This window comes from Pedobacter ghigonis (genome assembly GCF_903166585.1).
Lineage (GTDB): Bacteria > Bacteroidota > Bacteroidia > Sphingobacteriales > Sphingobacteriaceae > Pedobacter > Pedobacter ghigonis.
In genome coordinates this window covers 128,918-144,355 of sequence record NZ_CAESCM010000003.1, presented here as the reverse complement: position 1 = coordinate 144,355, position 15,438 = coordinate 128,918, and the positions used below count along the sequence as shown (strand labels likewise).

Annotated in this window: 11 protein-coding genes and 1 riboswitch; of the genes, 3 read left to right on the top strand and 8 right to left on the bottom strand. The window is 38.8% G+C overall.

Features of this window, described 5'->3' with window-relative positions; translation table 11 throughout:
- Window positions 1-351: 351 nt before the first annotated feature.
- From HWV58_RS06180 to HWV58_RS06170, 3 genes are read right to left on the bottom strand one after another with little or no spacing between them, the layout of a single operon-like run.
- The gene (locus tag HWV58_RS06180; protein ID WP_175633255.1) at window positions 352-1,473 is read right to left on the bottom strand and encodes a PKD domain-containing protein; all 1,122 of its coding nucleotides are present in this window, start codon (window positions 1,471-1,473) and stop codon (window positions 352-354) included.
- Between the two features lie 16 nt (window positions 1,474-1,489).
- Window positions 1,490-2,593: a YncE family protein gene (locus HWV58_RS06175; protein WP_175633254.1), complete on the bottom strand. Its 1,104-nt coding sequence runs from the start codon at window positions 2,591-2,593 to the stop codon at window positions 1,490-1,492.
- Between the two features lie 19 nt (window positions 2,594-2,612).
- Entirely contained in the window at window positions 2,613-4,646 is a 2,034-nt protein-coding gene (locus tag HWV58_RS06170; protein WP_175633253.1) for a TonB-dependent receptor plug domain-containing protein, read from the bottom strand.
- A 95-nt stretch (window positions 4,647-4,741) separates the two neighbouring features.
- A riboswitch (cobalamin riboswitch) is annotated at window positions 4,742-4,936 on the bottom strand.
- A gap of 83 nt (window positions 4,937-5,019) precedes the next feature.
- On the opposite strand from HWV58_RS06170, the gene HWV58_RS06165 reads away from it, so the two are divergent.
- Window positions 5,020-6,267, top strand: coding sequence for a serine hydrolase (locus HWV58_RS06165; RefSeq protein ID WP_175633252.1), 1,248 nt, complete (start codon window positions 5,020-5,022; stop codon window positions 6,265-6,267).
- Between the two features lie 112 nt (window positions 6,268-6,379).
- Complete coding sequence (locus HWV58_RS06160) at window positions 6,380-7,783, top strand: sigma-54-dependent transcriptional regulator (protein WP_175633251.1); 1,404 nt, start codon at window positions 6,380-6,382, stop codon at window positions 7,781-7,783.
- A 466-nt stretch (window positions 7,784-8,249) separates the two neighbouring features.
- On the opposite strand, the gene HWV58_RS06155 is transcribed toward HWV58_RS06160, so the two are convergent.
- The 5 genes from HWV58_RS06155 to gatB all read right to left on the bottom strand — a co-directional run bounded on the left by HWV58_RS06155 (window position 8,250) and on the right by gatB (window position 14,495).
- Window positions 8,250-10,040 carry a chloride channel protein gene (locus HWV58_RS06155; RefSeq protein WP_175633250.1) on the bottom strand — a complete coding sequence of 597 codons (1,791 nt, stop codon included), beginning with the start codon at window positions 10,038-10,040 and terminating at the stop codon, window positions 8,250-8,252.
- Between the two features lie 38 nt (window positions 10,041-10,078).
- Window positions 10,079-10,801 carry an RluA family pseudouridine synthase gene (locus tag HWV58_RS06150; protein ID WP_175633249.1) on the bottom strand — a complete coding sequence of 241 codons (723 nt, stop codon included), beginning with the start codon at window positions 10,799-10,801 and terminating at the stop codon, window positions 10,079-10,081.
- Window positions 10,802-11,138: 337 nt separating this feature from the next.
- Entirely contained in the window at window positions 11,139-11,828 is a 690-nt protein-coding gene (locus HWV58_RS06145; RefSeq protein WP_039480406.1) for a response regulator transcription factor, read from the bottom strand.
- A gap of 103 nt (window positions 11,829-11,931) precedes the next feature.
- Window positions 11,932-13,044: a TlpA disulfide reductase family protein gene (locus HWV58_RS06140; protein ID WP_175633248.1), complete on the bottom strand. Its 1,113-nt coding sequence runs from the start codon at window positions 13,042-13,044 to the stop codon at window positions 11,932-11,934.
- Window positions 13,044-14,495: an Asp-tRNA(Asn)/Glu-tRNA(Gln) amidotransferase subunit GatB gene (gatB, locus tag HWV58_RS06135; protein ID WP_175633247.1), complete on the bottom strand. Its 1,452-nt coding sequence runs from the start codon at window positions 14,493-14,495 to the stop codon at window positions 13,044-13,046. Before gatB ends, HWV58_RS06140 begins: the two co-directional genes overlap by 1 nt.
- A 307-nt stretch (window positions 14,496-14,802) precedes the next feature.
- Here gatB and HWV58_RS06130 point away from each other — a divergent pair, with 307 nt between their 5' ends.
- Entirely contained in the window at window positions 14,803-15,360 is a 558-nt protein-coding gene (locus HWV58_RS06130; RefSeq protein WP_175633246.1) for a hypothetical protein, read from the top strand.
- The last annotated feature ends 78 nt before the right edge of the window (window positions 15,361-15,438 follow it).

Sequence of the window (15,438 nt, the reverse complement as noted above, 5' to 3'; positions counted from 1 at the left end):
TATGTAATTCGATACATTTTGAGTCTTGCTTGATATGATTTCAGTCTTCTTTGATATAATTTGTATGTAATTCGATACGTTTTGAGTCTTGCTTGACATGATTTCAGTCTTTTTTGATATGATTTGTATGTAATTCGATACGTTTTGAGTCTTGCATGATATGATTTCAGTCTTTTTTGATATGATTTGCATCTAATTCGATACGTTTTGAGTCTTGCAAGAAAATATTTTAAACTAACCAGATGCAGATTAACTCTTGTTAGTATTTATTAGAAACGATGTTAACGAAAAAGGCCTGCACCAGGCAGACCTTTCTTTATTGAGACGTTATTTATAGGTAGATGCTCGTATTTATTTAATTCCTAAATCAACTGCACCCTTAACTTCGGTAGAAATTTCTCCAAGGCTACCTGCATCGGCACTTTGACCGGTATACACCTTAACAAAATCGATTGTTTTTAAATCAACTTTATTTCCGCTTTTATCAACCGCCCATGATAAATCGAAACTGTTATACAGATTGGTTTTGTAATCATCACCTGTCGAATAACTGTCAGTATAGCCCCAATCAAAAGGAGAACTGATCACAATACTACCAACCTTGCCTGTTGAAGGAGGTAATAAGGTGCCTTTAAATGTAATTGTTTCCTGATTTGCAGCGAATTCAGGGTAAAAATTGTGTTTGTGGAAATTATTAACCTTCACCTCACCGCTATTTCCCTGGTTATCTTTCCAGGCTACATTTGCAAATGCCTTAGGATTGGTGTAAGTAATTTCATAGTTTTTAATGGTTGTAGCTTTGGTGTATTCACTTCCGGCCAGTTCATACCATTCATCATCTGCAAGGCCGTTGCCATTGCTATCCTGACTAACCATTACAATGCCTGGCTCAGAAAAATGATATGGAGCGCCCGATGGATTACCATAAATGGCCAGATCATTACCTGTATTGTTAACCACCGAGTGGTCGAAACCGAAAATAATGTAGCCACCAAAACCACCTAAAGAGATGAGGTTGGTAGTACTTCCAATTAGTTTCTGAGCCTGTTCTGGTTTACCCAAAGTTTCGTTCACAAATTGTCCTGGTGCCGGTAAATAATCTAAGATCCGGCTGATATATTTGCTGCTGTTTGGTGTAATTTCTACCACCGGAACCGGAACGGTAATGGTATAGGTATGTGTAAACTCACCAGCTTCGTTATAACCTTTGTATGCTAAAACATAAGTACCTGCTTTTGTGGCAGTAAAGTTATAGTTGTAAACGGTGCTTACTACTTTGCCATCTAATTTCCATTCGTGCTGAAAAGCCTGGCCATTGTTTGTACCTGCGCTAAAATTGGTTGCTACCGCTACCTTAGCTTGTACAGCATCTGCTTTAACCAGTAGGTTTACATCAGGCCCGAGTACGTTATCTTTCTTACAACTGAATAAGAACAGACAGAAAAGCATTGAATAGATGATTGATTTTTTCATTTTGTGTGTGTTTATGTTATTTAAATAAGAATGCAATGTGTGCCGGAATATCACCGGTGGTAAACGTAAACTTCTTTTTGCCAGCTTTGTCGAAACAGTAAATGGTACCTGGGGTAACGTAATCTCTGGCATCGGTAACAAAAACATCTCCTGATGTTGGATCTACAGCAATACCATACGGAAGCGTAATCGAAGCCTCAGTACCATCGGTTATAAAATTGTTGCTTACAACTATTTCGTCTTTTACGTTAAGTTTTACATAGGTCGACTTTGAGGTAGCATAGCTGTAAGAAAACAGATAGGCATCATCATCATTAATCCAGAAATCGCTAACAGGAATATTGAAGTTCTTTTTGACGGCATCGGTTTTGGTGTCGATTACATACAGCGATGAACCAATGGCTGCATAATCACCTCTAGAAGTTACATACACATCGCCATACTTATCTGCTTTTAAATGGTGCAGGTTAATGGCTACATCAATCTTTTTGGTTTCTGTATTGGTTGTTAAATCAATTACCGATACCGTTCTGTCGTAGTTTGGATAGTTGTAACCACCAGAATTGGCCACATAGAGCTTAGTGCCTACAACCGCCATTTCTTCGGGTTGATTACCTACCGTTATTTTAGTTTTAATGGTACTTAACGCAGTGGTATCCACAACAGCTACGTAGCCATCATAAGAAGTGATGTAAGCGAAATTCTTATAGAAGGTAACATAACGCGGATTGTTGATATCCAGCTTAGCCACCTGCTTTGCGTTGCTGGCATTTAAAATTTCTACTTTATTGCTTCCGTTTACAACAACATACATTTTAGCACCGTAAATTTTGATGTCGTTACCCACATCGCCCAGGCCTAAAGTAACAGCCGGGTTAGCCGCGCCAAATATATTTCTCGTATATTTGCCATCATCGTAGCTATAGTAATCTAAAGATGATTTGTTAGAACCCCAGTTGCCTTCATTCAAAACATATAAGCCCTTTACGGTTAATGATGGGGTTTTGGCTCCCTGTTCAGCGTCTTCATCTACCGGGGTATCTTTTCTACAGGCAAATGCCAGGGCTGTTAAAAGCAAAATGCCGGTTAGTTTTAAAACGTGGTGTAATTTGTGTTTCATATCGTGATTTTAAATTGGTTTAAAAATTAGCGGATAAAGTAAGCCGGTAGTTACGACCAGGCATGGGATAGTTGAGTACTACATCGTAATACTGGTTAAAAACATTATTGATTTCGGCATTGATGAAGAACCTGCTTTGGTGGTAAGAAAAATTTGCACCAAGTGCTAAATCGTGGGTGTACCACGGCTTAACATAGTTAGCTGCTATATTTGCCTTTTGACTATATCGTTCGCCTGTATAGATATAACCGTAGTTAAATACCAGGTTTTTATAATCAATGCCAAATCTTGCTGATCCGCTATGTACAGGGATGTAGGGAATCTGATCGCCATACCTGAAGGCTGTGGTACTAATATCTACTGCTTTTTCGAAGGTATAATTCGCACTTGCCTTCAGCTTCAACTGTAAATCTAAATCCCAAACCGTTTGAATATTGGTTTCGAAGCCTCTGATACGCACACGATCGAGGTTAACCATGGTCCATCTGCCTAAATTATTACCGGGAATGGCTACAATTTTATCCTTTACCAAATTGTAATAGGCATCGGCCTGAAGGGATAAATAAGCCAAACGCCTACCGTTTGAAGTATGTCCGTAAGTAAAACCCAGGTCGTATTGACTGGTGTATTCGGGCTTTAGCTTGGTGTTTCCAATAAACGTGTAATAGAGGTCGTTAAAAGTGGGCATCCGGAAAATGGATTTGTAAAAACTGCGAATGCGGAAATCTTTGGTTTGAAAAGGTTGCCACGATGCCATTAAAGCCGGAGTATATTCCTGCCTGTTGGCAGATTGATTGCCATTTTTAACCTGCTCTGCAATCAGGGTTGCTAAAACATTGGCTTGTATACTCAATCTTTTCAGGTTAAAGGCGCTGGCAAGTGCTACTAAACCGGTATTGCGTTTAGGATAAGCAAAATCGTACAAATTGGCTTCAAGCTGTTGCAAACTATAATCAGTAGCCAGCGAAACCTCCCAAATACGGGATAATTTATAAAGATTAACAGCAGAGATGTACCACTCCGTTTCGGTAAAGCGGTTGTCTAAAAAGCTGTATTGCTGTTTAAATTCGGGATCGAGGTAACGCATAAAACTATATGCATACTTCGTATTGAACATAAAATTATAGCGGGCACTTCTTTTATTCTGGTACGAAGCCTGAATAAAACTATTATCGTCCCACTGGCGCTGTGTAAACGTAAACCTGTTCGAAACAATAGCGCCTGGCAGTCCACGGGCCGAATTGTAGTTGTATAATTTAAGGTTCCACTTGCTGCTATCGGGTAATAAGCCAAACAGCGTTGCTTCTACCCTTGCCGATTTAACATCACTGTTATTCCGGATAATGGTGGTATCGTATGCCAGTTCTTTATACCTGAATTTATATTTGCCGTTAGATTCTAAATAGCTGGCATCTAAAAGGAGAGAGATTTTATTGCTGATTTTTTGTTTATAACTGATATTAGGGTTAATCAATCCGAATGAGCCGGTTTTTAAACCAACACCCAACCCATACTTTTTCCCTTCATTAAAAGCAGGTTGTGCTGTTCGAAGGTAAAGTGCACTGGCAGCAGCATAACTTCTGGCCGGCATCAGTAATTCGGGTTTTTGACCAACATAAACAGCAATCTCCTCGAGGTTATCTAAAGAAAATTTTCCTAAATCTACCTGGCCGTTTTGGGCATTTCCAAGCTGCACACCATCATAAAAAACAGCAGTATGGTTGCTGCCCATGCTCCTCACATTAATAGTTTTTAAACCGCCAACACCTCCGTAATCTTTTAATTGTACACCAGCGAAATAGCGTATGGCATCGGCGACCGACAGACTGTTCAGGCGTTTTAATTCCGATCCAATGAGGATTTGTACAGGAGTTGGTGATAAATTTACCTTTGAGTTTTTATACTCCGTTATTTTAATCTCCTGCAATTGATTGGCTTTTGCTGTATCGATCTGTGCAATTGAAATAGCAGGCAAAAGAAGCCCCATGCCCAATAGCGGTGCCAGCAAAAAGAAAAACCTGGTGCTTAGTAAAACACCTTTAATTTTGATCATTTGATTGTGAGTTTAACCCACAGCCAACAGATAGAAAAGAAATGAAAATACGAAAAACGTAAGTACCTCACCCCTAGCTTCAATCCACGAAAGCTATGAAATATAATGCTAAGGCAGGTCTTCTGACTTACTCCCGGTTTTCCGGCCTTCCCATCCCGACAAGTCGGCACAGTGGCAAATGATTAGAAATCCGTTAAGGAGCTTACAGCTGCGGGACAGTTACAGATTTACACTGTATTCCCTTTTAATTCCGGGTGTAAAGCCGGAAACCAAAAGCGCCGCAAATGTAAGAAAATTAACGAACATGTAAAATGGATGATGGAAAATGCTCGTTTTCGCAGAAAAGGCTAAATTAGGAATCACATTATTACTCATGAGAAAAATTTTAATTGTTTCACTTTCGTTAATCAGCTTATCTGCCATGGCGCAAAAAACCGATACAGTGTTCCTCAAAAAACTGATGGAATCGAAACCTGCGCTTTTTTCAGCTGTGCTTAATCATCCGGATAAAAACCAGATACAGCTGCTTTATACGCAGGTTAACCGCGACGCCCAAAACAAACCCAGCTTTAAAACCTTCAGTTACAATTTAGATCCACACCACTATTTTTATCCGGCCAGTACTGTTAAACTCGCGGCTGTAATTTTTGCGCTGGAGAAAGTAAACCGTTTAAAAAGTACGGGCTTAACCGCTCAAAGCACAATGATTACCGATAGTGCTTTTAAAGGGCAAACGAAAGTATTAAAAGACACCAGCGCCGGCAACGGTTTGCCATCTGTGGCACATTACGTTAAAAAGATTTTGCTCACCAGTGACAATGATGCATTTAACAGGCTATTCGAATTTATTGGCCGTACAGAAATTAACCAGAAACTAAAAGCCAATGGTTTTAACGACAGCCGGATATTAAACCGTCTGGCTATTGGCGATGCTGGTGAATCTGCTAAACACACCAATCCGGTTAAATTTTATAACGGAAATCAACTGGTTTATAATCAGCAGCCTCAATATGACCCAAAAGATTACGTGCTAAATTTAACTAATCTCACTATGGGCAAAGGTTATCTGGATAGCGCCGATAAACTGGTAAACAAACCTTTTAGCCTGGCCGGAAAAAATGCCTTTGCAATTAATGATCAACAGAAACTGATGCAAAAATTGATTTTTCCGGAAGCTTTTCCTGCAAAAGAAAGGTTTAAATTAACTGCGGCTGATTATAAACTCATTTATACCTATATGAGTAAATACCCAACGGAAAGTGATTTTCCGAAGTACGATCAGCAAGAATTCTGGCCAACTTATGCTAAAATGCTTTATTATGGCCGCGAGCACATTAGTCCCGATCCAAACATCAGGATCTTTAATAAATATGGCGATAGCTACGGTTATATTATCGACAATTCTTACTTCGTTGATTTTAAAAACGGTATTGAATATTTTTTAACCGCGGTAGTACATAGTAATGAGGATGGCATATTTAACGACAATAAATATGAATACGATACAGTTTGTTTTCCTTTCATGAAAAACCTGGGCAAAAGTATTTATGAAGTGGAATTAAACCGCAAGAAAGCGCACCAAGCAGATCTGAGCAAGTTTAAACTTGATTATTCCTATTAAGATTAAAAACCTTTCGGCACATTTTGGGTTTATAGCGTATAAATTGTACAAAAAACTATACATTAATTAAAAAATAATATATTCGCATTTCAAATAAAAGAATAAAGCGCTAATGGCTAAACTATTAATAATTGACGATGAACGAGCGATAAGGAGTACCTTGCGCGAAATTCTGGAATACGAGAATTACGAAGTTGAAGATATCGATAACGGTATTGATGGCCTCGAGATGATCAAAAAAGGTAATTATGATCTCGTACTGTGCGATATCAAGATGAATAAGATGGACGGTATGGAGGTGCTCGAACAGGCACAGCTTATCAAGCCCGATTTACCTTTTATTATGATATCTGGTCATGGTACGGTAGAAACCGCTATCGAGGCCAGCAAAAAAGGTGCATTTGATTTTATTTCCAAACCACCTGATTTAAACCGTTTACTGATTACGGTACGCAATGGTTTAGATCGTGGAACCTTGGTAACTGAAACCAAAGTTTTAAAACGTAAAGTAAGTAAAACACGCGAAATACTGGGCGAATCGGAAAGTATTTCGAAAATCAAAGAAACCATCGAACGTGTTGCCCCTACCGAAGCCCGCGTATTAATTACAGGTGCAAATGGTAGTGGTAAAGAATTGGTTGCCCGCTGGTTACACGAAAAATCGAACCGGTCAGAAAGTCCTTTAATTGAAGTAAACTGTGCGGCTATTCCTTCGGAGCTAATTGAAAGTGAATTATTTGGTCACGAAAAGGGATCGTTTACCTCTGCGGTAAAACAACGCATTGGTAAGTTTGAACTGGCTAACGGTGGTACTTTATTTTTGGATGAGATTGGCGATATGAGCCTGTCGGCACAGGCAAAAGTACTTCGCGCCTTACAAGAACATAAAATTACCCGTGTTGGTGGCGAAAAAGAAATTGATGTAAACGTGCGTGTTTTAGCGGCAACAAATAAAGATTTATTAAAAGAAATTGAGAATGGTAATTTCCGCATGGATTTGTACCACCGCTTAAATGTAATTAATATTCATGTACCACACCTTACCGAACGCACGGATGATATCCCGGTAATTGCACAAAACTTTTTAGAACGCATTTGTGGCGATTACGGCATGCCGGTTAAAAAAATAAACGAAGGCGGAATGTCGGCACTACAGGCATTACCCTGGACTGGTAACGTGCGTGAGCTGCACAACATGATTGAGCGTTTGATTATTTTGAGTGATAAAGTAATTACCGAAAATGATGTGCGTGCCTTTGCCAATCCAGGCGGCGGGACAAACATTGGTGCTGCAACCAGTGCTCAGATTGCCAGTTCGGGTGGTTCGAGCCTTGCATCTACTTTCGATTCGTTTAATAATTTTCAGGATTATAAAGATCACGCAGAACGCGAGTTTATAAAATTCAAGCTCGAGAAAAACAATTGGAATGTATCTAAAACGGCCGATGAAATCGATATTCAGCGAAGCCATTTATACAGTAAGATTGAGAAGTTCGGTCTAAAAAGAGCTGAATAGGATAATACGTTGAAAAGTTTTAAAGTTGGAATGTTTGAAGGTTAACCGGACAGCATTCCAATTTTTTTTGCTTTTGGCTTTTTTCCTTTGCGTTTAAAAGTTTAAGGTTGGAATGTTTGAAGGTTAGCCAGGCAACAGTCCGATTCTTTTGCCTTTCAGCTTTTTGCTTAAGTTGAAAAGTTTAAGGTTGGAATGTTTGAAGGTTAGCCGGGCAACAGGCCAATTCTCTTGGCTTTCAGCTTTTTTCCTTTGCGTTTAAAAGTTTTAAAGTTGGAATGTTTGAAGGTTAGCCGGGCAACAGTCCAATTCTTTTGGCTTTCAGCTTTTTGCTTTAATTACACCTTTCTCTACTATAGGCATTCGTCATCTCGACTGAAATGCAACGGAACGGAGAGATCTACTAAGAATATCCACTAAAAGATTTCTCCACTTCGGTCGAAATGACGATCTCCTAAAGATTTACCAACTACCCCATATAATCATTCTGCCGCATCAGCAAAGCCCTGTATTTGTTAAAGATTGCAGTCTTAGAAACGAAACCCAGATAACGGTTTTGTTCAGAAAGTACCGGTAAAATCCATACATTTTCCTGTTCCATCTTTTCCAGTACCATTTTAAGATCATCAGACTCGGTAAGTGTGTTTGGTGCAGTTTGTACCAAATCAGCGGCCTGTAAGTTTTCCTTATCCGGGTTACTCATCATTTCATTGAACAATTTTTCGATGTAAATGATGCCTTTAAAATCTCCGGTTTCATCGGTAACGGCGCAGATGTTTTTATGCGATTGCATAATCTCACCCATTTTCAGCGAAAGCCTGTCGTTCATCTGCACTTGTGGATAGCTTTTTTCAATCAGGTATTTCAGTTTCATCTGGTTCAAAACTGTGGTGTCCTTATCCTCGTGTGATAAAAGTTCGCCCTTATCGGCCAGTGCTTTGGTGTAAATAGAATGCTTTTGCGAACCGCGGTTAATGGCGTAAGAAATCGCTGTAGTAATCATTAATGGCACCATTAAAATATAGCCGCCGGTAATTTCGGCAATTAGGAAAATACCTGTTAAAGGCGCATGCATGATTGATCCTAAAGCAGCGGCCATACCCGCTACAATAAAATTAGATACGTTTAAATGTGCTATGCCTGATAAATTTACCGTGTAGGCAAAAATAAACCCGATTAAGCCACCCATAATTAAGCTTGGTGCAAATGTACCGCCATTACCACCTGCTCCTAAAGTAATGAGGGTAGCAAGCGATTTCATGAAAATGGTAACTACGGTAAACAGCACTACAATGGCAGGAATGCTATTGTAATCATCAAAAATACTATTGTTAATTACCGCCAGATAATCGCCCTTTAGCAAGCCTTTAATGGTAATATAACCTTCGCCATATAAGGTTGGAAAAAGAAATACTAAAGCACCCAGCATTAAACCGCCCACAATTACCTTGGTGTAAGGATGCTTAATTTTATAGAAAAGACCTTTAACTGCGTAATTCGCTTTGGTAAAATAGATGGAGAACAAGCCGATTAAACCCGCCAAAAGCACATAGTAAATCAATGCATTCATTTTCCAGCCCTCAGTTACCAGGAAGAATAACTGTTGCGTATAAAACGCCCTGGCTACTACGGCTGCGGTTGCTGCCGATAAAAGCAATGGAATAAATGCCGGAATAGTAAACTCGGGAAGCAGAATTTCAATAGCGAAAACAATACCTGCCACCGGACTATTAAACGCACCTGCAATACCTGCGGCCGCACCACAGGCTACCAACATGGTAATTTCGCGATAAGAGAGTCCTAGAAAGCGACCCAAATTTGAACCAATAGCCGAACCACTGGTTACGATCGGTGCCTCTAAACCCGTTGAACCACCAAAACCTACGGTAACCGCTGCAGTAATTACCTGCGAATAAATGTTATGCGCTTCTACCCTGCTCGATTTCTTCGAAATAGCGTATAATAAAGGGGTTAAACCGGTTTCGAATTTACTTCTCCGGATGAAAGACCTGATGTATAAAACCGTTAAAAAGACCCCGATCATCGGAAAAATAAAGTACAGGTAGTATTTATATTTCCAGTGCCAGTCTGATTGGAGAAACTCCTCGATGTGGTGGGTTAGGCTTTTTAAAGCTGCAGCAGCAAGTCCGGCTAAAACACCAACGATAACAGCCAATATAACTAAGAAATTACGGTTTGATATTTTTGATTTCCGGTACAGGTTAATCTGATCAAGGTAATTTACAAAGCGGATATACATTTTTTTCTATTTTTATATTCCTGCAGAAAAACCAGTGATTAAGCGTCAAATTTATCTAACAGCTTAATTAAGGTTGCAAAATCTTTTGGATATGGTGCATCGATTACAATGTCTTTATCGTCGAGGCCTTTAAATACCAGGTGTCTCGCGTGTAGCGCAAAACGCTTCATGATAGGTTGTTCTTCTTCGCCTTTGGTTAACCTGTAACCTCTTTTGATCGAAGAAAGAAATACCGGTTTCCCTTTATACATATCATCGCCAACAATGGCAGCCCTTTGTGTGGCTAAATGGATACGAATCTGGTGCATACGGCCGGTAATTGGCTTACACTCAACCAAAGTATAGTGTTTATAATATTTTAGCGAATCGAAAATGGTTTCGGCGCGTTTTCCCTCAACCCTATCAATGGTTACATTCTTATTCCCATCATTTAAGATTGGTAAATCAACCATTAGCTGATCAAAAATCACATGGCCATCTACAACTGCATGGTAAGTTTTATTCACCTTTCTTCTTTCAAATTGCATAGAAGCATGGCGGTAACCTTCAGGGTTTTTAGCGATAATTAAAGCACCAGAAGTTTCCTTATCTAAACGGTGACATACCTGTGCATCATAGCTATACTGCTTGGCTAAACGCAAAACATTGGTTTCGCCAGCCGCGCCTCTTTCATCAAGCGATGCTAAAAACGGAGGTTTGTTGATGACAATAAAATCGTTGTCTTCGAAAAGGATAAGGTCTTTAAAATTTGGAAACTTCAAACTGTGGTGTGATTAATGAAGCGCAAAAATACGATTTTATCTTATTGATTTAGAAATTAACCACAGATAAAAAGGATGAACACAGATGAGGGTTTAACATTTGACATGCATGTGCAAAAAAAAAACCAGATTAATCATCAGAAAAAATCTGTGTTAATCTGTGTATATCTGTGGTAAAATTAATTTACGCTAACTTATTGATTTAGAAATTAACCACAGATAAAAAGGATGAACATAGATCAGGGTTTAACATTTGACATGCATGTGCAAAAAAAAACACAGATTAATCATCAGAAAAAATCTGTGTTAATCTGTGTATATCTGTGGTAAAATTAATTTACGCTAACTCAAATTTATAACCTACTCCTTTTACGGTAGAAACATAATTCTCGCCTAATTTTTCGCGCAGTTTACGGATGTGTACATCAATAGTACGGTTAGTAACCACTACTGAATCTTCCCATATATTTTTAAGGATCGATTCGCGGGTATAAACTTTACCGGGTTTAGAAGCCAGAAGATATAACAATTCGAATTCCTTTTTAGCCAGCACAACTTTATTACCACCCTGAAAAACGAGGTAAGCTTCGCGGTCAATTACTAAATCGCCAATTTCCAGCTTATTTTCTGACACTTCTTCTGTACCTGCATTTCTTCTTAAAATTGCATTGATCCGGCTTACCAAAGCCCTTGGTTTAATTGGTTTGGCGATATAATCGTCAGCACCTACATTAAAACCGGCAATTTCCGAATACTCTTCGCTTCTGGCGGTTAAGAAAACCATAAATGTATTTTTGAATTCAGGAATTGCACGCATTAAACGGCAAGCCTCAATCCCATCCATTTTAGGCATCATAATATCCAGGATAATCAAATCAGGATGAACCTTCTTTGCAACTGTAATTCCCTCCTGACCGTTGGTTGCCGTGAAAACCTGGTACCCCTCTTTCTTTAGGTTGTACTCAATAAGCTCCAGAATATCTGGTTCATCATCAACAATTAATATTTTCTGACCTGCGTTGTTCATAGTTAAATATTTGTTACGAAAGTACTGTCTATGATGCAATATTTAGTTAAGCCTAAGTTAAGAAATTGTTAATTACTTAAATTAGTTTAACATGAAATTTGTTTTAACGTAACGTTTTGGCTAAGAAGTCTTCCAGCGCTGTTCCGCGAAGGTTTTTAGCCACAATTTTCCCTGCCGGATCAATCAGATATGAAGTCGGAATTGCTTGCACCTGGTATTTTTTTACCGTTTCGCCATTAAAATCTTTCAATTCCGATACATGTGTCCAGGTTAATCCGTCAGCTTTAACAGCTCCTAACCAGGCTGCTTTATCGGTATCAAGCGAAATACCCAGAATATCGAAATTCTTAGTTTTGTACTGATTATAAACTTTTACCACGTTCGGGTTTTCCTGACGGCAAGGCTGGCACCATGATGCCCAAAAATCTACCAGCACGTATTTCCCTTTATAATCGGCTAAGCTAACTGCTTTACCTTCGGCTGTGTTGATGGTAAATGCCGGTGCTGTTTCTCCAACTTGTACCGCTTTTAACTGCGCCATTTGCTTCACAAAAGCGTCTACAGTGGCATTACCTTTAATATCTTCTTTAACCTCATCTGCAAATTTTACCAGTTCAGCTTCAAATTCCTGCGGACTTAATGTATTCATGGCATAAAAACTAGCCAATGTACCTTTATTGTCTTTTGCAAATTTTAAGATCTGTGTATTTAACTGATTGATGTAAGATTCGTACTGAGGCTTCATCGATTCTAAAATAGTAGCCCTGTTTTGCGGCTGTGTAGCTACTTTCGCTTCGAAATCGGCCTGTAACTTTTCAACTTGCTTGGCAAAGGTATTTCTGATGCCGTTAAGCTCCGATAATTTATCAACCTCGTTTGCACCCGAAATTTTATAGGCCATGGTTTTATCGGCCAAATCAGCTTCCAGTTTAATTTCGTCGCCGTTTTTAGCAATCAGCATAAATTCGTGGTTACCTACCGATACCCTGAAAAAGTCTACTGAAGGGGTTTTGCGTATAAATTTAAATTCGCCTTTCTCTGATAAATTGGTCGAATCGATTGCAACCATATTACTGCTTTGCATCCCATACAAAAACACTTTTTTTTCTGTCCCCGGATTTTGGAAAGTTCCGTCAATCGTGAAACTATCTTTTGGTTTACATGCAGTGAAAGCAATTGCAATCAGCACAATCAGGCTCAATTGTTTTATTCTCATTATTTCAGTTTTTCAAGTATTAGTTCATTTAATTTCTTAGCATCGGCTTTTCCTTTGGCCAGTTTCATAACATCGCCTACAAACAAGCCTAAAACGCCTTTTTTCCCTTTTTTATATGCTTCAACCTGTTGCGGGTATTTATTTAACACTTCATCAATAAAAACGCCCAGCTCATCACCATTATCGGTAATTAAAAGGTTTAATGACTGTGCAAGTTCCGCTACATTGGCTTCAGCCTTAGCTTCAACAGCAGGTAATAATTGCTGTATGGCTATTTGCTGGGTTATTTTTTTATCATCAACCAGATTAATGGCTGCCGCAAGTTGTTCTGGTTTCACAGCATAAGCATCAATTGTAATACCTTTTTCGTTTAAAACAGCCCTAACCGGACCAATAAGCCAGTTAATTAAACTTTTTTGGGTGTTTACAACTGGCAAGGCTGCATTAAAATACGTGAGTAAAGCTAAGTCTTCAGCAAACATGGCTGCATCTGCCTTACTGATCCCAAATTCTGCAATCATCTTTTTCGAAATCTCGTTTGGCAATGCAGGCATGGCCGATTTAATTTCAGCTAACCAGCTATCCGAAATGTGAATAGGCTGCAAATCGGGATCAGAAAAATAACGGTAATCGTTAGCTTCCTCTTTGGTACGCATGGGCGAAGTAGTGCCATTTTCCGCATCAAAATTAAGCGTGCTCTGGATAATTTTACCACCATTACTAATTACTTCAACCTGACGGCCAAATTCAAAATCCATAGCCCTGCGTACGTTACGCATGGAGTTTAGGTTTTTTACTTCGCAACGGGTTCCAAACTCGGTTGATCCCTGTGGGCGAATCGAAATGTTGGCATCGCAACGCAAACTACCTTCTTCCATATTGCCATCGCTCACATTTAAATGCCTAACCAGTTTCCTGATTTCACCCAATAAAGCCGAAGCTTCTTCTGCACTGCGGATATCAGGTTCGGTAACAATCTCAATTAAAGGCACACCGGCACGGTTTAAATCAACTAAAGAATAGTGATCGTCCTGATCGTGAATGCTTTTACCTGCATCTTCTTCTAAATGAATGCGGTTAATACCGATTTTCTTTGTCGATCCATCAGCAAGCTCAACTTCCAGGAAACCGTTAACACAAATCGGTTGATTATCCTGTGTAATCTGATACCCCTTAGGCAAATCGGCATAGAAATAGTTTTTCCTGTCGAAATGATTGATCTGGTTAATGGTACAATTTAATGCCAGGCCAATGCGAACCGCTTTAGCTACCACTTCTTTATTTAACTTTGGTAAAGCACCTGGCAATGCCAGCGAAACGGTTGATATATTTTGATTAGGCGAAGCACCAAAAGCGGCACTATCTGCTGAAAATATTTTAGTATTGGTATTTAACTGAACGTGGATTTCCAGTCCTGAAACGAGTTCGAAATTGCTATTTTGTAAAGACATTAAAGCTTTATATGTTAAAATTACAGGCAAATATAGTTATTATTTAGTCTTTCGTTAAAAAAGGCTTTATGGAGATTTTTTTTAAAATTCCTATCAAAATAACCTTTCTACAATCAACAATCAAAAAACTGACAATCAATAAAATACAAGGCAACTTACAATTTACGCAATATACTGAGTAAAATTACTCAGCTAACTGAATAAAACGAATCCGTTAAAGAATGTTAAATCGGTAATACCTAATTAAACTACTGTTTGCTGCCACTGTCTATCCCAATAATTAACACACACAAAAACCTTTAAGATTATGAAAAAGTTAGTTTTATTTGCCGCAGTTCTGATGGTATCATTATTCGGCGTAGATCATGCAAAAGCGCAGGTTAGTTTAAATATAAATATTGGCTCGCAACCTGTTTGGGGTCCAACCGGATATGACCATGTTGATTATTATTATTTCCCTGATATAAATGCTTATTATTATGTTCCTTCTGCCCAATACATATATTTAAACGCTGGCCGTTGGGTATGGACAAATAACTTGCCGTCACAATATGGTAACTTTGATTTATACCGTGCCTATAAAGTAGTAATTAACAAGCCAAAACCTTATTTGCAAAACAATTTTTATGTTAGCAGATATAGCCGTTATAAAAATTATGGTGGCCGTCAGGCAGTAATAAGAGATAGCCGCGAAGCTAAATACTATGTAGTTAAAGGCCATCCGAATTATGCTCAACAGGTAACTGTAGTACGTCCCGAACGTAACAGGCCACGAAATATAAAAGTAGTTAAACATGTAGATCAAAACAATAACCGCAGGCCCGATAGAAATGGTGAGCAAAACCACAGAAACAACCATCGTTAACTACGTAAAAAAAGAGCTTCGGTTGAAGCTCTTTTTTTACGTTTAGTTTTTTGGCACGTGCTTTGAAATTAGACGGAT

Excerpts from the sequence above, each read along its gene's own strand:
- HWV58_RS06180 (WP_175633255.1), bottom strand. The coding sequence starts at position 1,473 with ATGAAAAAATCAATCATCTATTCAATGCTTTTCTGTCTGTTCTTATTC.
- HWV58_RS06175 (WP_175633254.1), bottom strand. The coding sequence starts at position 2,593 with ATGAAACACAAATTACACCACGTTTTAAAACTAACCGGCATTTTGCTT.
- HWV58_RS06170 (WP_175633253.1), bottom strand. The coding sequence starts at position 4,646 with ATGATCAAAATTAAAGGTGTTTTACTAAGCACCAGGTTTTTCTTTTTG.
- HWV58_RS06165 (WP_175633252.1), top strand. The coding sequence starts at position 5,020 with ATGAGAAAAATTTTAATTGTTTCACTTTCGTTAATCAGCTTATCTGCC.
- HWV58_RS06160 (WP_175633251.1), top strand. The coding sequence starts at position 6,380 with ATGGCTAAACTATTAATAATTGACGATGAACGAGCGATAAGGAGTACC.
- HWV58_RS06155 (WP_175633250.1), bottom strand. The coding sequence starts at position 10,040 with ATGTATATCCGCTTTGTAAATTACCTTGATCAGATTAACCTGTACCGG.
- HWV58_RS06145 (WP_039480406.1), bottom strand. The coding sequence starts at position 11,828 with ATGAACAACGCAGGTCAGAAAATATTAATTGTTGATGATGAACCAGAT.
- HWV58_RS06140 (WP_175633248.1), bottom strand. The coding sequence starts at position 13,044 with ATGAGAATAAAACAATTGAGCCTGATTGTGCTGATTGCAATTGCTTTC.
- gatB (WP_175633247.1), bottom strand. The coding sequence starts at position 14,495 with ATGTCTTTACAAAATAGCAATTTCGAACTCGTTTCAGGACTGGAAATC.
- HWV58_RS06130 (WP_175633246.1), top strand. The coding sequence starts at position 14,803 with ATGAAAAAGTTAGTTTTATTTGCCGCAGTTCTGATGGTATCATTATTC.